This is a genomic window from Methanocella conradii HZ254 (genome assembly GCF_000251105.1).
In the GTDB taxonomy this organism is placed as follows: domain Archaea; phylum Halobacteriota; class Methanocellia; order Methanocellales; family Methanocellaceae; genus Methanocella; species Methanocella conradii.
The window spans coordinates 284,813-304,218 of the sequence record NC_017034.1 but is presented as its reverse complement, the minus strand read 5'-3'; the positions used below and the strand labels follow the sequence as shown (position 1 = coordinate 304,218).

The 19,406-nt window shown below is 53.4% G+C and carries 17 protein-coding genes and 1 pseudogene; 8 read left to right on the top strand and 10 right to left on the bottom strand.

Annotated elements, in window-relative coordinates:
* The first annotated feature begins 7 nt into the window (after nucleotides 1-7).
* The gene (locus tag MTC_RS01505; RefSeq protein WP_014404908.1) at nucleotides 8-274 is read left to right on the top strand and encodes an acylphosphatase; all 267 of its coding nucleotides are present in this window, start codon (nucleotides 8-10) and stop codon (nucleotides 272-274) included.
* Between the two features lie 183 nt (nucleotides 275-457).
* Here the strand turns inward: MTC_RS01505 and MTC_RS01500 are convergent, their stop codons facing one another.
* Nucleotides 458-943 carry a hydrogenase 3 maturation endopeptidase HyCI gene (locus MTC_RS01500; protein WP_014404907.1) on the bottom strand — a complete coding sequence of 162 codons (486 nt, stop codon included), beginning with the start codon at nucleotides 941-943 and terminating at the stop codon, nucleotides 458-460.
* A gap of 10 nt (nucleotides 944-953) precedes the next feature.
* Entirely contained in the window at nucleotides 954-2,426 is a 1,473-nt protein-coding gene (locus tag MTC_RS01495; RefSeq protein WP_014404906.1) for a complex I subunit 5 family protein, read from the bottom strand.
* A gap of 111 nt (nucleotides 2,427-2,537) precedes the next feature.
* On the opposite strand from MTC_RS01495, the gene MTC_RS01490 reads away from it, so the two are divergent.
* From MTC_RS01490 to MTC_RS01475, 4 genes are all read left to right on the top strand, one after another.
* Nucleotides 2,538-3,563 carry a THUMP domain-containing protein gene (locus MTC_RS01490; RefSeq protein WP_237705939.1) on the top strand — a complete coding sequence of 342 codons (1,026 nt, stop codon included), beginning with the start codon at nucleotides 2,538-2,540 and terminating at the stop codon, nucleotides 3,561-3,563.
* Nucleotides 3,564-3,836, top strand: a complete 273-nt coding sequence (locus MTC_RS01485) for an ACT domain-containing protein (protein WP_014404904.1) — start codon at nucleotides 3,564-3,566, stop codon at nucleotides 3,834-3,836.
* A gap of 2 nt (nucleotides 3,837-3,838) precedes the next feature.
* Nucleotides 3,839-5,200, top strand: coding sequence for a PFL family protein (locus MTC_RS01480; protein WP_014404903.1), 1,362 nt, complete (start codon nucleotides 3,839-3,841; stop codon nucleotides 5,198-5,200).
* Nucleotides 5,201-5,733: 533 nt separating this feature from the next.
* Nucleotides 5,734-6,024, top strand: a complete 291-nt coding sequence (locus MTC_RS01475; RefSeq protein ID WP_048188840.1) for a hypothetical protein — start codon at nucleotides 5,734-5,736, stop codon at nucleotides 6,022-6,024.
* Between the two features lie 136 nt (nucleotides 6,025-6,160).
* Here the strand turns inward: MTC_RS01475 and MTC_RS01470 are convergent, their stop codons facing one another.
* The 6 genes from MTC_RS01470 to MTC_RS01445 form a co-directional block, all read right to left on the bottom strand.
* Nucleotides 6,161-6,835, bottom strand: a complete 675-nt coding sequence (locus MTC_RS01470; RefSeq protein ID WP_014404901.1) for a hypothetical protein — start codon at nucleotides 6,833-6,835, stop codon at nucleotides 6,161-6,163.
* Nucleotides 6,836-6,923: 88 nt separating this feature from the next.
* Nucleotides 6,924-8,237, bottom strand: coding sequence for a TldD/PmbA family protein (locus MTC_RS01465; RefSeq protein WP_014404900.1), 1,314 nt, complete (start codon nucleotides 8,235-8,237; stop codon nucleotides 6,924-6,926).
* Nucleotides 8,234-9,553 (bottom strand): TldD/PmbA family protein, encoded by a 1,320-nt coding sequence (locus MTC_RS01460; RefSeq protein WP_048189477.1) that lies wholly within the window; start codon nucleotides 9,551-9,553, stop codon nucleotides 8,234-8,236. The genes MTC_RS01465 and MTC_RS01460 overlap by 4 nt, the downstream gene beginning before the upstream one ends.
* Nucleotides 9,554-9,597: 44 nt before the next feature.
* A complete protein-coding gene (lonB, locus tag MTC_RS01455) occupies nucleotides 9,598-11,490 on the bottom strand; it encodes an ATP-dependent protease LonB (protein WP_237705938.1) in 1,893 nt (630 codons plus the stop codon).
* A gap of 323 nt (nucleotides 11,491-11,813) precedes the next feature.
* The gene (locus MTC_RS01450; protein WP_143767026.1) at nucleotides 11,814-12,728 is read right to left on the bottom strand and encodes a hypothetical protein; all 915 of its coding nucleotides are present in this window, start codon (nucleotides 12,726-12,728) and stop codon (nucleotides 11,814-11,816) included.
* Between the two features lie 24 nt (nucleotides 12,729-12,752).
* Entirely contained in the window at nucleotides 12,753-14,039 is a 1,287-nt protein-coding gene (locus MTC_RS01445) for a transglutaminase-like domain-containing protein (RefSeq protein ID WP_052322775.1), read from the bottom strand.
* 538 nt (nucleotides 14,040-14,577) lie between these two features.
* Here MTC_RS01445 and MTC_RS01440 point away from each other — a divergent pair.
* From MTC_RS01440 to MTC_RS01435, 3 genes and pseudogenes are all read left to right on the top strand, one after another.
* Nucleotides 14,578-14,958, top strand: a complete 381-nt coding sequence (locus MTC_RS01440) for a hypothetical protein (RefSeq protein ID WP_143767025.1) — start codon at nucleotides 14,578-14,580, stop codon at nucleotides 14,956-14,958.
* Nucleotides 14,922-15,020 (top strand): annotated as a pseudogene (locus MTC_RS13875) (hypothetical protein); the annotation flags it as partial. The gene MTC_RS01440 and the pseudogene MTC_RS13875, both read left to right, overlap by 37 nt.
* A gap of 33 nt (nucleotides 15,021-15,053) precedes the next feature.
* Entirely contained in the window at nucleotides 15,054-15,365 is a 312-nt protein-coding gene (locus MTC_RS01435) for a winged helix-turn-helix domain-containing protein (RefSeq protein WP_014404895.1), read from the top strand.
* Between the two features lie 28 nt (nucleotides 15,366-15,393).
* Here the strand turns inward: MTC_RS01435 and MTC_RS01430 are convergent, their stop codons facing one another.
* Together MTC_RS01430 and MTC_RS01425 are read right to left on the bottom strand one after the other, a co-directional pair.
* The gene (locus tag MTC_RS01430) at nucleotides 15,394-17,010 is read right to left on the bottom strand and encodes a COG1361 S-layer family protein (RefSeq protein ID WP_014404894.1); all 1,617 of its coding nucleotides are present in this window, start codon (nucleotides 17,008-17,010) and stop codon (nucleotides 15,394-15,396) included.
* Entirely contained in the window at nucleotides 17,007-19,265 is a 2,259-nt protein-coding gene (locus MTC_RS01425; protein WP_237706018.1) for a hydrophobe/amphiphile efflux-3 (HAE3) family transporter, read from the bottom strand. Before MTC_RS01425 ends, MTC_RS01430 begins: the two co-directional genes overlap by 4 nt.
* Nucleotides 19,266-19,406 lie beyond the last annotated feature (141 nt).

Genomic DNA, 19,406 nt, shown 5'->3' with positions numbered 1-19,406 from the left:
AAATGATATGAAGGCCGTTGACGTTATAGTATCTGGCAGGGTGCAGGCGGTCGGCTTCAGGGCGTTCACCATGAGGAACGCCCTTATGCTCGGCGTCAGGGGCTACGTCGAGAATCTCGAGGATGGCAGGGTTCACGCCGTCCTCGAGGGCGACGACCACCAGGTGGATAAGCTGCTAGAGATGATGAGGCAGGGCCCGAGGTCAGCAAGGGTAGAGGGCGTCACGGTGAGGCCGGTTGAGGCGGCGGGCTATCAGGGATTCGATGCCCGCTAGCTTTTTAATCACGGCGCCACGTCGAACACCACGAGGTACACAAAAAACACTAGGTACACAATCTCTTTTATTTAAAAAAATGTGTACTTTGTGTTTGCTTTGTGTTCTTTGTGGTGAGAGGGGTGGTGTTTGCTTTGTGTACCTTGTGGTAAAAAAGGTAACGTCATGGTGAGAGATGACAGTTTAATTTTGTATCGCTTCTATCAGGGCGCGGGCCAGGTCATTTATGGGCTTCACAAGGGAAGGCGATAGCCCCTCGCCCTCGCCAACCCTCTCCGGCTGGACGCCTATGAGAAAAACGACGGCCCCCGTCTCGAGCCTCAGGTAATCCATCGCCACCTCTAGAGAGAGGCCGTGGGTGCTCGCGCCATATCTCTGGATTTCCTCGGATTCGACGAGAGTCACGCTGCCTGGCATGCCACCAAAGTCCAATGCGTCAAGGAATATTATCACGGAGGGCTTAAGGCGCTTTATCATGCTCGTATAATTCTCGGGGGCTTCACCCACGTCCAGCGCATGGGGAACATGGCCCTTTAGCATGTCGATGATAGCAGGGCCTATGGCATCATCGCCCCTGAGCCTGTTGCCGACGCCTACTAATACTACGCTCTCCGGGCGGACGCCGTGCAGGCGAGAGGCCAGCGCTTTCTTTAAGGCTTCTAAGTCCATCCCATCAACCTCATATGTGGGTCAGCCCGAAGAGCGCGTTGGCCGCGAACTCCAGCGCTCCTGAGGCGAGGTCGGGGTATACGCCCAGTACGATGCACAATCCGGCCATTATCAGTATGGGCAGCATCATGAAGACCGGGGGGTCTTTCGCGTCCTTGAACTCCTCTCTGGGCTTTCCCATGAACATCACGTAGAAGGCGTGGATGAGGCAGGTGAAGGTGAGCAGGCTCGTCACCCAGCCGAATATGGAGAATATGGTTAAATCCAGCCCGAAAATCGAGAATATTATTGGGTAGCCGGCCTCGATGGACCCCTCGTAGATGAGCTCCTTGCTGACGAAGCCGTTAAGGAAGGGCACGCCCGACATGGCCAGCGAGGCTATCAAGAAGCAGGCCCCGGTGAGCGGCATCTGCCACATGAGGCCGCCCATCTTGTGGATCTTCCTGGTGTTAATCCTCAGGATGAGGGCGCCAGTTATCAGGAATAGGCAGCCCTTGAAGAGCATGTGGTTGGTTATGTGAAACAGGGCGCCATAGATGGCGATGGGCGTGGCGAAGCCCAGGCCCATGATGATGTAGCCCATCTGGCTAATGCTATGATAGGCGAGCAGGCGCTTGATATCCTCGGAGAGCAGGGCCATTATCACGCCCACGAGCATGTTGAGCACCCCGAAGGACGCCACGACCAGGATGAGCGTCTCCACCCCAGAGATGAGGTAGAACGGGTATACCGCCTTGATCATGGCTATGACGCTGGCCTTGATGAGGATGCCCGACATGGTTGCGCTTATCGGAGGCGGGGCCTCGGCGTGGGCGGGCGGAAGCCATATTATGCCCAGCGGCAGCAGTCCGGCCTTGGTGCCAAACCCGAAGAAGAACAGCATGGCGAGCAGGAACATGTCATTCTGGCTCACGCTCCCCGGCTTCATGAGGTTGAGGTCTATGGTGCCTGCGTCGTTATACAGGATGAAGGCGCCCGTGACCACGAGTACCACCTCTATGATGCTAATGGCAAGGTACACGTAGGCCGCCTTTATCGAGCGCTTGGTGCGGCCGAATAATATTAATACAGAGCTTATGACAGTGGCCGCCTCCAGGAAGATGAGCATCACTATGACGTTGTAGGTGCTTGCCAATCCGCTCATCATGCCCATGAGCAGGAAATACATGATGAAGTACGTGTTATCATAGTGCTTGCTGTCCTTGTACACGAATGAGTAGAAGATGGCCAGCGTGCCGATGAATGCGATCAGTATGCTTATCACTATTCCCGGGGCGTCGAGCACTATGAAGCCATAGGCCTGCGGCTTTAGCGCGCCCGTCTGGAGCAGGACAAGGTACGCTACATCTACCAGAAAAATCAGCGCAGAATACGCTACCAGGAACACGTCCTGGGCCTTCTCCGAGTACTTGCCGAGGGCGTATGTGAGTAGCGCCCCTATTATGGGCATGATGATGGGCATGAGGGCCAGGTAGTCGTACATTGGTGTACCTCGATAGACAAACGCTTCTATGTTTGCGAATCACATAAAGTTTTGTGGCATGGAGGGGGCGGATACAAAAGTATATCCCGATTGTATATTCATTAGAGTCGTATGATGAGGCGCCTTGTCTTCGAGTTGTCAGGCGAGCATGATACATTGCCGAAGAGCGAGGTATCAGGCTGCATAGAGGCCTATGGCTGGCAGTATGAGGTTGTCGGCAGCTATCGCCAGGCGCTCGCCATTAGAACGGATGCTGATGTATCTATACTGGCGGGCAGGCTTGCGCTCACCCATCATATCATGGAGCCTATTTTCGAGTGCAGTGCGGACGAGGAGGCGATTTTGCGGGAAGCCGGCTCCGCCGATATCAAGCTTAAGGCTGGCGAGCGTTTTCTCGTGAGGGTGAAATGCGTTGGCGGGCATGGGAGGATTAGCCCTCAATTTGAGAGGAGGCTTGGGGCGGCGATATGGAGGAGGGGCTATAAGGTCAGCCTCACGAACCCAGACGTCGTCTTCAGGGCGATAGTGACCGGGGGCGTTTGCATCTTCGGGAAGCTCATCGCAAGCCCCGATAGGGCACAATACGAAAAGCGGGCGCCCCAGAAGAAGCCGTTCTTCCTGCCAGGCGTGCTTATGCCCCGAATAAGCCGTGCCATCGTAAATATGTCCCGAATAAGGGAGGGGTGGATGCTCGACCCAATGTCCGGCACGGGGGGCATCCTCGTAGAGGCAGAGCTGATAAGCGACGCCATCCACGTCATCGGCAGCGACATCCAGAAGAAGATGGCCTACGGCACCCGGTGGAACCTCAGGCATTACGGCAAAAACTACGACGTGATGATGCAGGACTCCTTGAAGATGGGCATCAAAACCAATTCTATCGACGCAATTGTCACCGACTTCCCTTATGGCCAATCCACTCCCATAAAGGGCTCATCCCTTGAGGCGTTCCACCGTGACACGATAAAAGAGATATTCCGCGTACTAAAGCCAGGAAGATACGCCGTCATAGTATACAGGGAGCCAATGGAAAAGCTATTAAGAGAAGCGGGGTTTAATGTGATTGAGTCGCACGAGCAGTACATCCATAAAAGCCTGACGAGGCACATCACGCTCGTGCGGAAAGAGGTAGTTTGAATGGCAAAGGAGCGCGCAGTCATAACCGTGACCGGCGTCGACCATCCGGGGATAATAGCGGCGATAACCAAGGCGCTAGCCGATCAGGACGTTAATATAGAGGACTTGAGCCAGACCATAGTGCAGGGACTATTCACGATGATACTCATAGCGGACATCACTGACCATGATTTATCTAAGCTACAGCAGACCATGGCCCGCGTTGGGAAGAAGCAGGGCGTCCAGATCACGGTACAGCACGAGGACATTTTCAAGTACATGCACAGGGTTTGAGCATGATTTACTCGATCGAGGAGATACTCGAGACGGTCCGCATGATTCAGGCGGAGCACCTGGATATTAGGACTGTCACTATGGGAATAAGCCTGAGGGGGTGCGCCTGCGATAATATAAGGGAGATGAACAGGCGTATCTATGAGACCGTGACTTCGAGGGCTAAGAGGCTGGTGAGCGAGGCCAGGGCGGTCGAGCAGAAGTTTGGGATACCAATCGTTAATAAGCGTATTTCTGTGACCCCTATCGCCAGCCTGCTAGATGCCCCCCTCGCTGGCGATAAGAAGGCCGTGGAGGGTGCCGTGTCGGTTGCGAAGACTCTGGATAGGGCGGCCAGGGACCTTAATGTGGATTTTATAGGCGGCTACTCTGCGCTCGTGCACAAGGGCTTCACGGCTGGCGATTCTATTTTGATTAGCTCGATACCCGAGGCGCTGGCCTCCACCGAGCGGGTGTGCAGCTCCGTCAACGTGGCCACCACGAAGAGCGGCATCAACATGGACGCCGTGCTCCTCATGGGGCAGGTCATCAAGCGTACGGCGGAGCTTAACCCGGTTGGGTGCGCGAAGCTCGTGGTCTTCGCCAACGCCCCGTCTGACAACCCGTTCATGGCCGGGGCGTTCCATGGCGATGGGGAGCCCGAGACGGTGATTAACGTGGGCATATCCGGGCCTGGCGTCGTAAGAGCAGTACTGTCGCAGATGAAGGACGCCGACCTGGGCGAATTGTCCGAGACCATAAAGCGCACATCCTTTAAGATAACAAGGATGGGCGAGCTTGTGGGCAGGGAGATGGCAGAGCGGCTTGGCGTGGAGTTCGGCATCGTCGACCTGTCGCTAGCGCCTACCCCTGCCGAGGGGGACTCGGTGGCTAACATTTTGGAAGCAATGGGCCTGGAGAAGTGCGGCACCCATGGCACCACGGCTGCGCTTGCGCTGCTCACCGACGCCGTCAAGAAGGGCGGGGCGATGGCTACTTCGTATACGGGCGGCCTGTCGGGCGCCTTCATACCCGTGAGCGAGGACGCGGGCATGGTAGACTCGGTGAAGCGCGGCGCAATCACCATCGACAAGCTGGAGGCCATGACGAGCGTGTGCTCCGTGGGCCTTGACATGCTCGTCGTGCCCGGCGACACTCCCCCCGAAACCATCTCAGCCATAATAGCCGATGAGTGCGCCATAGGCGTAATAAATGGAAAGACCACCGGCGTGCGCATAATACCAGCCGGAAAAGAGGGGGAGTACGTGGAGTTCGGCGGGCTTCTCGGAGGAAGCTACGTGATGCCCCTCAACAGGTTCTCCTCTGCTGGCTTCGTCAGGCGTGGCGGCAGGATACCACCGCCAATACAGAGCTTCAAGAACTAGCATTTGTAAATGAATGATGCTAATGCGATTACGTGACCTTCTCTCCCGATTGAAATCGGAAGCATCCACCTTGTGCGCTCCATCCCTTCGCCGGGGATTTCATCCGCACTTTCAGCCAGTCATCCCGGCATCGGGCTTAGCCCATAGAAGACTATTTGATTAAAGGCGGAACACGGTTCCGCTTTTGCTGCTGCTCCCATACGGTGGAACTTTAACTTTATACTGTATAGTACTATTAAATAGTTTTTGGTTTTTATACTTATAGTTTGGATTCAAGGGGCGGATTCATCCCAACATTAAAATAGCGGGGATTCTCCGCCCCATGGCCCCGTTATCCTAAAGGTGAATACTACCTTTTTAACCACAAGGTACACAAAACAAACACTAAAATATTAACCACAAAGAACACAAGGAAACACAAAGTACACAATTTTTTTAAATAAAAGAGATTGTGTACCTAGTGTTTTTTGTGTACTTTGTGGTGAAAAGCCTAGTGTTTGTTTTGTGTAGTTAGAAAGGTGTTATTCGCCCATGTGTGGCCCTTATTCTCCAGGAGGATTGAGAAGTTCTCCGCCTGCATCGTCTTTACGTCTCTACTGTATGACACGTTGAGGTATTCAATGCTAACCTGCGTGCTCATTATGGTGTCTATCGTTGCTGGCGGCCACATGGTCGGCGCAGGGGTGGCAGTCGGCGTGGGTGTGGGCGAAGACACCGGCGTCGGCTCTAGCACGCAGCCCGAGGCGGCCACCGCGGGCAAGGCAAAGATACACATGGCGAGCAGCCTGAAGTTCATTTTTCGTCCTCCCTGCGGCTGGGGGTAGCTGTCCAGGTCGCTATCCTAACTAGGCACGTCATCGGCTTATATTTTGTTCTCCCGCAAAAAAAGCCAAATTTATCCTTCCGTTCGAAATAATCTGAGCCAGGCAATTTACAAAAAAAAAGAACAATGTAACATCATCAACAGACATGGCCTACGATGTTTGGCTCAACATACCTAACGTATGGGTCTTTTGATACATTATTTATAAAACCTGTCATGTCATCGGTCTCGAACATTGCTGTCAGTAAATTCCGGTCACCCTCGGTTAGATTGACCAGCCTCCCCCCATATTTGGCGGCAAAATCCTCAAGAGACGGAGGAAACCTCCAGAATCCAACAATAACCTTTTCATGAGAATATATAGTGCCATTTTTATCAAGGTCTTCCGGGGTAATTACCTCAGGCATCGCTTTGATATCCGATTTTTTATCCGTAAACATGAATGTATCTACTTTAACCGACTCTACAAGTGGATCTTTGGAGATTTGTTCTATAAGTTCCTTAGTCTTTTGGCTGGTCACGCCAGGTACTCTCGTAGGCGAAGTCTCAAACGCGGCCATTTTAATATCGTCCTTAACGAAAATTGGGGTGACACCGTAAGACGATGCGAATTCTTCAATTGATGAAGGCATCTCCTTAAAATAAACGATTACATCTTCCCTATCTTGAGGAGCATGAAAATAGGGATCGAGACGAATATTGGGCTGCATACTCTTTTTCTCAACACTTATGCCATACGCCAGAGCTATAATGGAGAGCAGCAAGATTAATAAAAGTGCTGGAAAGAAAATACGCTGAAATATTCGTTTCATATTGAATCGGCTCTTTTGAGTTCAAAGGTAGTTATCTCTAGATAGATATATAAGTTATTGGAAAGCAGGGGTGCCCCCTGCTTATGAATTACGAGCCCCGCGTGACCCGCACATCTTTGACCTTGACAGTTGGGGTGACGAAGGCCCCGACCTTGCGGTCATCCCTGCCCATGCCATCTATCTTCCTTAAGAAGTCGAAGGCGTTACCGCTGAGCATGAGAGACTTTATTGGTTTTATCTTTTGGCCGCCCTCCACGACGAACGAGTTTCGGCACTCGACCGAGAAGTCGCCAGTCACGGGGTTGGCGGTATGGGCGCCTATTATAGAGTTCACGTAGATACCCCTTTCAGTCTCTCCTATGACATCGCTCCTCGGGTACTCGAAGCGGACGTTGTGGGGTCCCACCTTTGGGCTGAGCTGGTACGTGCCCCTCATGGCGTTGCCCGTCGACTCCCGGCCCTCCTTGCCCGCCGTGTAGGAGTCGTAGATAAACGACTCGAGTATGCCGTCTTTTATAATTATGGTTTGTTGGGTGGGGACGCCCTCGTCGTCAAAGCTCGACGTGCCAAGGCCGCCGGGCAAGAGGCCGTCGTCGACCATCGTTAGTCCATCCACGGCCACCCTCTCTCCCATCTTACTGGAAAGGCTCGACCTGCCCTTCTGCACGCTCTCGGCGTTAATGGCGAACAGCAGCGTGCCCTCCATGATGTCGGCAAAGGCCTGAGGCCCCAGCAAGACGTCATAGGAGCCGCTCTCCACCGAGACGGCGTTAAGCGAGCTTCTCGCCAGCTCCGCCGCCCTCTCTCCCACGAGGGAGAAGTCGACGTCCCAGGCCCTCGACACGTCGTAATCGAAGGCTGTGGACACCTGGCCATCCTTTTTTAATATCACGTCGATATAGCCGTAGACTGCGGTCTCCTTCTCGCAGGCATCTATACCGCTCGAGCTTACGATGGAGGTCTCGGAGGCCTGGCTCGTAAGCTTGCCGAAGGTGACCGAGATGTCCTTATCCTTTTTGGCCTCGGCCACCATGGCCGCAGCCATGTCGATGCACTCGTCCAGGCTAAGCTCCTCGAGGCGCCTGTCGTATATGCCAGTGGCGGCTCTATATTGCCCTGGCCTGGGGAGGCCCTTCAACGATGGGTCCGGCCCTCGCGCCCTCGCGCACCTGACCGCCGCCTTCACTGCCTCTTCGTACCTCCGGGGGTCGTTGACCGAGGAAAAACCTAAAGCTCCGCCGGCGACCACGCGGATTCCCAGGCCCTCCGAGGCGCTCTCCTCGGCGAAGCCGACGCTACCCCTCTGCGTCTCGACGTTGACCAGCCTAGCCTTAGAGCAGAAAACCTCGGCCTCGGTGGCGCCCTCCTTCAAGGCCAGCTCAACGAGCTTTTTTAGGCTCATGCGGAGCCCCCCACGACCGCGTCCTTGACGAGGATGTGCGGAGAGCCGTCCGCGACTGGCACGCTCTGCCCGGCCTTGCCGCAGCGTCCCGAGTGAAACTCGAGGTCGTTAGCGACCCGCACGATGCTCTTAAGCGTCCTGAGCGTGCTGTCGGAAATCGAGACGTCCCTGATGGGCTTTCCAATCTGCCCGTTCTCAACGATGTAGCCCATCACCGCGTTGAACTGGAATATCCCCTCTCCAGTGTTTACCTGGCCGCCCCGCGAGCCTTTCAGGTATACGCCGTCCACGCCCTCGAACACCTCCTCGACCGACATGTCCTCGTTCTCAATAAAAGTGTTGCTCATGCGCACCACCGGCCTCATCAGGCCGCTGGAGCGGGCGTTACCCGGATGCCCGCTAAACTTTAGCGCAGTCTCCCTCGAGTTCAAATACGATTTAAGGACGCCATGCTCGATTATGGTCGTGGGCTGCGAAGGCACGCCCTCGCTGTCATACGGGTAATGCCCATACCGCAACAGCGTAGGGTCATCTCTCACGGTCACCAGCTCGCTTCCTATCGTGGAGCCAATCATGCCCTCGATGCACGAGTCGCCCTCGAGCACCGTGTCGGCCTCGGCTGCGTGGCCCACGGCCTCATGAATAAATACACCCGCCAGCTCCGGGTCCAGTATGACGTCGAAGCGGCCTGCCGGCGGGGACCCGGCCCTCAAAAGCGTGATGGCCTCCTTCCTGGCCTCTTCAGCCAGCTTTAGGGGGTCACACTGGTCGAACACCTCGTATCCGCCCACGTTAAAGTAGCTACTCCGGCCCATCTGCATGGCGCCTCCATCCTTCGCAACGGCCACGCAGCTAAACCCCGTCCTGTAAATTTCAAATTCCACCTCATCCCCCTCTGAGGATTTGAAAATATTATGCGTGTACGCCTCAGAGTAGGTGACCCTGGTGCTCTTTATTAAATCGCCCCTAAGCGCCTCCTCGATGTCCTTCACGAGGCGCTGCTTTTCCTCGAGAGGGACGCTTGCGGGGTCTTTTTTAGCCTTATACACGTCCTTTCTCAGTTTAGGCATGGGCGCAAGCTCGATGGGTGGCCGGGGGTTGAGCCCGTCCATCTTCCTGGCGATTGCAATGGCATCCTTTATGGCCGTGCCGATTTTTTCCAAATCATCGACGCTCGTGAAGCCGAAGGAGCCGCCTACCAGGGCCCTCACCGCCCCGCCCTTAAAAAAGTGCTCCGAGATCTCGTCGACTTCGCCATTATCATATACAATAGAAACATTATATCCATCCAGCTCTCTTACGTCGTAGAATTCCATGGTATCACTTAAAAGGATGGGCGTCGATAAAAAGCCGACGCCACTCAATGCGGAAGGGCCTTATCAAAGATGCCGATGCCCATCTTATCCACGCTAAAGTTGCGGATCTTATCCAGGAAGGACTCCTTCATCTTGCCAACCAGGGCGTACTCGAGCACCTCGCTGATGTTAGAGACGGGCACTATCCTGACCTTATCCTTGTAGTACTCTTCGATGAGCACGTCGCCCATGTTGGACTTCGGGATGAGCACCGTCTGGATGCCCGCCAGGGCGGCCGCCTCTATCTTATAGGTGACACCACCTATGGGGAGCACCTCGCCCCTTACGGAGAGGCTGCCGGTCATGGCCACGCTCTGGTCCACGGGTATCTGGGACAGGGCGGATATGACCGCCGTCGCTATCGACACGGAGGCGCTGTCCCCCTCGACGCCCTCGTAAGCCCCCACGAACTGGATGTGGACGTCCATGCTGGCTATGTCGTAGCCGGTGTACTTCTTGATGATGGCGCTCACGTTCTGCACCGACTCCTTAGCGATCGACTTGAGCTTGCCCGTGGCGTAGACGTGGCCCTCGGACTTGGATATGGCCGGGGTGACTTCCGCCACGATGGGAAGCACGATGCCGGAGTCGCCGCCTATTACGGCCAGGCCATTTACGCGGCCCACCTCCTCGCCGGTCACCTTGAACAGGCGATAGTCCTTCCTTCTATCAAGATACGTATCGGCGAGCTGCTGCTCGACAGAGCGGGATATCTTCTTGGCCTTCAACACGTGCTCAGCCGTGGTGAGTTGAGCCCCCTCGGCGCGGGCTATGTCGCCCGAGACCCTCACCAGGCCGCCAAGGTCTCTGAGCTTCAGGGTCAGGTGGCCCTTGCGGCCCGCCCTCCGCCTGGCCTCCCTGATTATTTCCTCTACTGCGCTCCTGTCGAAGTGCGGTATCTTGCCATCCCTGAGCACTTCCTGGGCCACGAAGCGCACGAGCTTCCGCCGGTTCTCAGGAGTATCCTCCATGGTGTCCTGCATGTATAGCTCGTAGCCGTAGCCCTTGATACGGCTCCTCAGCGCCGGGTGCATGCCCTCCTTAGCGTCCAGGTTACCCGCAAGCACCATAATAAAGTCGCAGGGCACCGGGTCCGTCTTGACCATCGCGCCGGAGGAGCGCTCAGACTGGCCGGTTATGTGGAACTTTTTCTCCTGGAGGGCCGTCAGCAGATGCTGCTGGCTCTCCATCCGGAGCGTGTTAATCTCATCTATGAATAGAACGCCTTTATGTGCCTTGTGTATGGCTCCTGCCTCGACGCGCTCGTGAGCCGGGGTCTCGAGGCCGCCCGACTGGAACGGGTCGTGCCTCACGTCGCCCAGGAGGGCGCCGGCATGTGCGCCGGTGGCGTCTATGAATGGAGCCGTAGTCCTGCCCTGGTTAGACACCAAAAGCTTTGGGGTTATAACCGTCTCCTTCGGGGTAACATATCTCAAAAGGAGTAGTAATAGCAGCACGGCGATGACCGCCCACATGAACTGCGAGTTCATGTAGACGAAGGCGAACACGAGTATGCCCAGCATGGAGCAGACTATGATGAGGTTGCGAAGCTGGGAGTTCTTCTGGGCCTCAGCCTTGTGGGCGTTTACTATCTGCTTGCCCTTGCCCGCGGGGACCACCCTGACCTTCGGGTTATTGGGGTCCTCAGGGTTGTGGTAGATGAGAACGTCCTGTAGCTCCTCCTTGGGGAGAAGTTCGGCCATGGCCTTTGCGAGCATCGATTTGCCCGTGCCCGGCGTGCCTATCATCATGACGTGGCGGCGCTGGTTAGCGGCCTTCTTGATGACCTCGACAGCGTGCTCCTGGCCGATCACCTGGTCGATCAGCTTCGTGGGAACCTCGATCTCGCTGGTCGAGCTGAACTCGAGGCCGCCGCACAGGTCGTCTTGCTTTTCCATTTTTACCTCTTCACTCAATTGCCATCACCGTTCGTTCTCAGCGTTTTGTCTCATACATAGGATAAATACTTTTTATCATGGGAGGAGCATCGCATTAATGAAAGCGAAAAATACGGCCTCCGACCATTTACTCTGTAACGGCAAAATAAAAACTTTGTGGATATTTATATACTCCCTCCGGCTCCTTTATCCAATTAAGTATCACCGTCAAAATATATAATATTGTTGTGATATTTATTCATTTTTATGGGGCGCCCGCAGGACATAAACCAATTCCACAGTATGCCCAGGTACATGGGCCTCTTATTCCTACGGTTAACATGCTATTCGGATTTCCTTTTCATTTTTATCAACAACGCGATGGCGACCCCGGCCATGGCCGATACGGGCACGAAGCCTGGAGCAGGTGTGGCGCTCACGGTATCCGTTTTGATCTCCGGCGTGGCACTGCCGATAATTCCCATGGCCCGTGCCTCGCTCTCGTTCAACGGCGGAAGCTCCTCTCCTTTATCGATAAACTTTACCCACCTGATGCTGGTATTAACTCGGCGCTCATCCGTTATCTCGTTCAGGAAGACCAGGTTATTATAATAATCCCTCTTCGGTAGCACGTATATGTATTTAAATCCTGGATATGCCGTTTTTTCATACCAGCCGCTCATTCCATACGTATTTATAAAGTTCTCTATCTCCGAATTATTCTTGGCATTGGGATGCATTCCGTAAAATTCAAACAAATAATCGGAGCCAGGCCAGAATAGCTCATAGACAGAGGAAGCCTGCGGGCGTTCCTCGCTTATGTTTATTTCTAAAGTCCATCTAATGCCATTCTCACTAGTATTCGTCCATGCACCCATCGTCTGATAAAGGACGATGAGTTTCTTATCGTAATCCTTTGCCGGAAGTATGTATAAATAATCGTATGCAACGGGCTTTTTAGCATCTTCGGGATACGAGTCAGCATAGCCTTCGTATGCATTTTTCGAGTACCAACCGCCAAATCCATGAGCGTTTGTAAAGTCCATAATCACTCTACTATCATTAGTATCTGGGTATTTATTATAAAGATCTGATAAAGAATCGTTGATGCGGTCGTAAGCAGTAAAACCTGGCTGAGATCCTGTAGTATCAAGAGCATTTACGATAAAAGACTGACTCGCATATATTGTGATAAACATCATTAAAAATAAAATTATAATGAAAAAATAAAAGTTGGATTTTATCATATCCTTGCTCACTTTATCATATCCTCCTTATTCACCTTAGTTATATGCCGGTGGTTCGCCTAAATCCACTATTATTCCGAAATCAAATTTTGGATCTAAGAATTGATCTCCAGAGGGATCGCCCGCATACACGCTGTCACTAGCATCGCTTTGTAACCACAAATGTACATCTGTATATCCGGATTGCTTATAGACCTGTGGATTGTTAAAGACATGCCAAGTCGGGTCTGAGTGAACCCATCCTGTACCATCCCATATTTCAGTTATCCCATGGCCTACGGGACCTTGCGGATTGTTCATCTCTATCCTATAATACCTTGAAGGTACGCCCAAGGCTCTCTCGAATGCGATTGATAGGGTTGAATAATCATCGCAGACACCGATGTATCCATGGCTTGTCATATACAAATCGGATACTGAATATATGACATATGGATAGTAGTATTCAGCTTCTTCGGCATAGTGCATATGACGGTTAACATAATCGTTTATGAAATATGCAGTGTAGTATGGTGTGTAGCTGTTATCTCCTGCCAGTGCGGCTTCTCGCAGAATTGTGTATCCATTGTTAAATGGATGGTATAGTTCACTTGATTCCAAGCTGTCGCCACCGTCAGGATCGGCTAAATGATTCGCATCGTTGTTGTATACTTCTACACCGTCCGTCGACAGTCTAATGAAATGCGTTGATATATCGTCAGGACCTACTCGGACTTCAACATTGATTGGTTTTACTCCAACCGAGCTGCTACCACTAATCGCTTCGAATGGAACTGTTACCGTCGTTGTATACCCCGGGGCTAAATTATAGAAGGGAGCAGCAAAACCATATCCATCTTCCAGTATCCAGATGATGACCCTGCCGCTTGCGACATCGGGACCCGCATTATAAATGGTAACCTCGTCAGAGAACGCAACGTCTTGAACCCAGTACCAATTGTAATAGACGCTCGTGATATAAACATTGGCCGATGCCCTTAAGCTTTGCATTCCATTGGACGGAGTTGAATTTTTATTGGATAATTGCGTCAGATTTGATATCTGAGCCGATGGCATATTGTCCATAGCCATAAAATTGGAAGATAGTTTTGTGTCGCCTAGAACCATTATGTCTTTAGGTATGCTCATCGATTGATTCCATAAAACTGCACCGGAGTGAGTTTGCTCCCATCTTTTATCAAGAACTGGCTTCTTCTCCGGTGTTACGTTAATGCTGTAATTCGACATGTCCCTCGGTCCAACCCAATTTATAATACCTGGGTTCTTCTGGTCACTATTGCCTGCTTGCGGCGTGGCCGCCAAGGCGGTGTTGGCCAACTCCATACCGCATAATAGCAGCGCTATTATGCTTATTGTGAGTATCTTTCTCGTAGTTTCTCGCCTCTTATAAAGAGGCGCGGGCGTGGCAAACCCTTATAAGGGATAACGGATTTACCTTACTCTGCCTCTTTTTGGCCGTGTGGCCAGGCTTGTCCTTGCCGATGGCCGGGCCACGCGTACTTATCGCGCTTCAGGCGCTTACCAGGCAATATATTAATTTGTAAATATTTAAGTTTTATCTCATAATCTGCTAACTGTCGGTTTTAAGGATCTCTCGCCTCTTATATATTGAAGAGGCACTGAACGGATTTACCCTTCCGTGTCTTTATTGGCCATGAGGTCCAGTATGCTATTCCTGGCGATTGAACCTCATGAGACACTATATGTTTCCCGCGCTTTTTCAGACGCTTATTAAGCAAGCACTCTATTTTACCGTATTTATTTTTTGTGGCGCAATCCTTTAACTATCGGTTCTCAGTTGTACGATCGTGACAGAAGGTTTAAAAAAGTATTTACTTATTACATGGATAGGAAATCGTATATGTCTTTAGCTAGACGAAATCTCATTAAGATGATCAGTGTATATCACCTGGGGCTATTATTGTTATTAATGATTGTTGTTTTTTCTATAGTTCCGGCATATGCCGAGGATGAGCCTGGTGATATTATTGTAACACATCAGGGTAATTTTAATCTTGAGGAGCCGGAGCAAAAAAGCGAGGATACTGTATTTGAACCCGCATCCTTCCACGGGCTTCCGCTCTGGGTACAAGTAGCATACTGGTCTGGCTCAATAGGAACGATAATCAAATCTATTATCATAGCTCCGATGGTTATACGTAAACGTAAGGTAAAAAATCGTTTTCTAGCAGGAACAAAGATACGATCGCTGGTTATATTGCCCATAATCCGGGTTGTATAACGTCCAAAATAATAAAGGATATAAATCTTCCCAAGGGCACCGTTAGGTACCACATAAAAAAGCTTGAAGCCGAAGGTAAAATTATCCTTAAAAAGATGGGTAAATTCATACGGTTGTTCGCAAGTTCGAAAGGCATCAGCGATAAAGAAAAATTGATCGCTTCATATACGAGCAACGAAAAGTACAATAGGCTCTTATCTACGATATTCGATAATGCGGGCATGACTAACATGGAGCTCTCGCGTAAGTTTAAAATGAATAAGAGCTCTACGTACTGGTATTTAAAAAAGTTAATCGATGCGAATATCATCGAATGCAGGTGGGATAGCAGGTATAAAAAATACTATATGTGTCCAGACGTTAGGCACATAATAGTAAAGTACCTGATAAACGAGTCATACTGGTAATTAATAATCCACCACTACTTGCCTCTTGTTAATGTTGTTCTGCCGATTCGTCTTTAACCGGCGACAATTGTGGCTTATTCCCGGGCTTTTTCCCTTTGAGGAAGCCTCTCGCGGCATAAGCTGCCCCGAGTAATGCCACGATTCCCGCCCCGGCGACGATCGGCCAGTTCTCCAGGGCGCTCTCCCACAACGTGGGAGGCGGGTCGACCACGATTGCCTTTCTTATGATCTTGGTGACGTGGGGGTCGTCCTCGTCATCATAATACTTGACCTCCATGGTCACATAGTAGGTCGTAGGCACCGCGTCGGGCTTCACCTTTATGCCGAACGTCGTGTTGACGCTCTCCCCGGGCTTGACGTCGCCAAGATAAGCGGTATCGTAGCTCACCACGAATGGGTCGAGGGCGTTCATCCTGACGACAGCATCGTGGGCGGTCACAGGCCCGGTGTTAGTCAGGTTAACCGTGGCGGCGCAGGACCGGCCGCACCTTATAGCAATTGGGTCCTCGTCCACGGTGAACTTCATCTCCGGCTGCACGGGCACGCCGAACGTGTCCACGTTGGATGACTTCTGCTTGCCCCACGCGTCCGTATAGGAGGCAATTGCGCTCAGGGGGTACGTTCCGGCCTCGGCATCAGGTGATACTGCCACCTTGAAGCTCACCAGCTTCTCCTCGCCCGGGTCCATTCGGCCTATATACTGGGAGCCCTGCACGGGCAACACCAGGCTGGGGGCTATAGCGACATTATCCGGCAGCGACCCGTCCTGGGGCAGCCCCGGGTAAGAGGGCATGAGGTATATCACGGTTTCCTCGGCGCAGACGCCCCCCACGTTGCTCACCTTGAGTGTGACCATCCCATCCGACCCCGGGAGCATGTTCTGGCAGCCCTCAACCGTGACCACCAGGTCGAAAGCCTCCCTTATTACAACGTAAACGTGGAGCGTCACGCACTCCTCTACATAGTCGTTATACTCCAGCACGTCCCCGAAGGCGGACTTGAAGTCGTACTGGCCGGCGAGGTGCTTGTAGGTGACTATGACGGGCAGGGCGTATACGCCAGGCTTCGCCCCCCGGTCCACGCGCACGATGAAGCTGAATGGAGGGCTTACGCTGCCGGCGGGCAGCGAGCCGCCGACCACGCATTCCCCTGATACCACCTGGAGCGGCGTGCCCTCGGTGGACAAACGTGCCGTTACTCCCAGGGCCGTGGTGGCGGCGATGGCCACGTTGGGGCCTGAGTTCAGCTCGAACTCGTCATAAAGGACGTTGACCTGCCTGGTCATGGTCGCCGAGCTTACGAGCTGGCCCGCAGGGCCGCTTAAGCCCTCAACATCCGGGCTCTCCGAGCTGCTATTATTGGCCTCCTTAACAGGCGTGGTTATGGAGCTCGTCGTTGACAAAGTGACGGGATAGATGAGGGGCGTCTGATACCCAACGAGCCCTCCAAGCACTCCGCTGTTCTGCACTACAATCTGGAGAGTGGTGGTCTGCCCCGGGTAAAGCTCCCTGTTCCCGAAAAGGGATACGTCGATGATAGGCCCGCCATTGATCGTCTGGGGCAAGTATGGACCCTGGAGGGCGGCAGAGTGGGGGGCCAATAGCAGCAGCGCGATGAGCGCTACGAGGAGCGCTGAGCGGGTCATGCGCTCACCTCTGATTTTGCCTTCCTGCCTGACTGCCATGTGTCCAGGGCTACGAGGAGCGGCGGCATGATGACGAAAGCGCTCATCAATGCTAGAAGAAAGTCGATTATGGTGACCACGCCGAAGTTGCTCAGTATGGGGAAGCTGGACATGGCGAGGGCGCCGAAGCCCGCTATCACGGTGCTCGCCGAGGCGAATATGGCGTTCCCTATCCTGGCGGTGGCCACCTCCATGGCCCTGGCGGGCGGCAGCCCCCTGGCCTTTTCCTCGTAGTAGCGCTCCATGTGCAGTATGGAGAAGTCGATGCCTATGCCTATGGTGAGGGAGCCCAGCGTGACCGACAGGGGAGTGTACTTCATGTGCAAAAGCAGCATTATCACGCAGGACAGGCCCGTGACGATGGTGACGGCGATGACCGGCACCACCGCCTTAACCCAGTTGCCCCTATAAACGAATAAGAGGCATGAGAGCACGCAAAAGCCTCCCCACGCGGTCATGGTCAGCCTGTCGCTCGTCAGCGAGCCGAATATCATCTCCGTCATCATGGACTGGCCGCCAAGCGAGGCCGAGATGCCCGGCGGCGGAGGGTAGAACTCGATGTCCCTCTGGACGCGCTCTAAGCCAGATATCTTTACATCAGTAGGATGGTCCTGGACGGTCATCTTGACGACGCTGGTCGTCCGGAAGTCGTCCACGTATTGTTTCAACATGTTTGGCGGCACGCTATCCATGGCCTTGGCTATAGCCTCCTTGCTGTCAGGAAGCGTGTCATTATTGTACTGCCTCAACATCGTGGCGACGCTGCCCACCATGAGCACGTCAGGGTTATTTCTCCGCTCATACCCAGAGAGCCAGTCAATCCATCTTATGGTCTCCGGGCTTGCTATGTCTGGCGCCTTGACCTGCACCACCAGGTCGTCGGTCTTATAGCCCACTATCGCCGTGAGAGTCCTGAAGAGCACCACCGAGGGCAGGTCCTGAGGCGCGTAGCTGGAGGCGTCGATCTCCACGCCTACGAGGGGGTCGATGGAGTAGCCGATGAGCATGGCTAGTATGGCGATTACTACTACGATGGGGTGTCTCGTCGTGGTCTCCGCCACGCGTCCGATGGCCTTCTCGATGCGGCCCGGTGCCGCCGCACTGGCCTTGATGGCTCCGAGCCTCGCGAGGATGAAAAGCGTTGAGGTGAGCAGGAAGAGGGCGGTGAGGAAGCAGACGATTATGCCTATCATGCACATAAGCCCGAAGTCGTGGATCATGGGAAGGGGCGACTGCAGGATGGATAGGAATCCCAACGAGGTGGTAAGCATAGAGTAGAACACGGGAGGCCCTATGTTCTTAACCGTGGATACGACCGCGTCGCCGGGGGCTTTTCCCGAGCCAAGCTCCTCCATCATCCTGTTATGGAACTGGATGGCGTACTCGACGCCCAGCCCTATGAGTATGGGGAACACGGCCATCGAGACCATGGTGAGCGGCACTCCAGCTAAACCCATCATGCCGCCCGTGTAGATTATTCCCGCGAGCACTATGGGCAGGGGCAGGAGCCGCCAGCTCGCGTGCCCGAAGGCGAGCCAGAGGGCAATGACCATGAGGGCGATGGCGGTGGCCAGCATGGCCATCATGCTCCTCATCATCTCCTGCTGCACCTCGAGCATCATGGCCGTCTTTCCCGTTACTACAGCGGAGGTGCCTGGAGGGAGGGGGGACCACTCTATGGCCCGCTTAACGTCTTCAAGGATTGACGGCTCATCCTTTTCGTCCACGTTGCCCTGAAGCTCGACGGTCACGATGGCATGGCGCTCGTTGGGCACGATGAAGGCCGCGCCCTCCGGGGCGCTTGATAAAAGCCTGACTATGTCAGCCCTGTTGTCTGGTATCTCCTCGTTCCCGTAGGCCAGCTTCGACGCCTGCCTGACGAAGGTGTGCAGGCCCGTGACATTAGCGACCTTAGGGTTACACCTTATCTGCTCATCCATATCCTCGAGCGCCTTCAAGACCGCTGGGTCGAGCACGTCGTCCGAGGTTACGAGTATTAAAAATGTGGTGGACTGGAAGTTCTTGTTGTAGTAGTCTATATCCCTGTATATCTGGCTATCCTTGGAGACGAAGGTCTCGGTGCCGGTGGCCATGTATATCCTTCCGGCGTAGGCCAGGGCTAAAGCTATGAGGATGAGGGCTGCCAGCACTATTAAATAGGAATTGCCCTTTATGAGCCTGCCGACAGCCTCACCGATGCCCGCCAAAAGAACCACCACTTCCACAGCCAGTAAGGAGCGCTATGGCTGTGACCGAGAGCGTTAGATACCCATGAAACGTAAATCAACGCTTAAATATAAATATTATTAATATAAAAGTGCTTATTCTACCAGAAATATCGAATAAGTAGAAGCAAG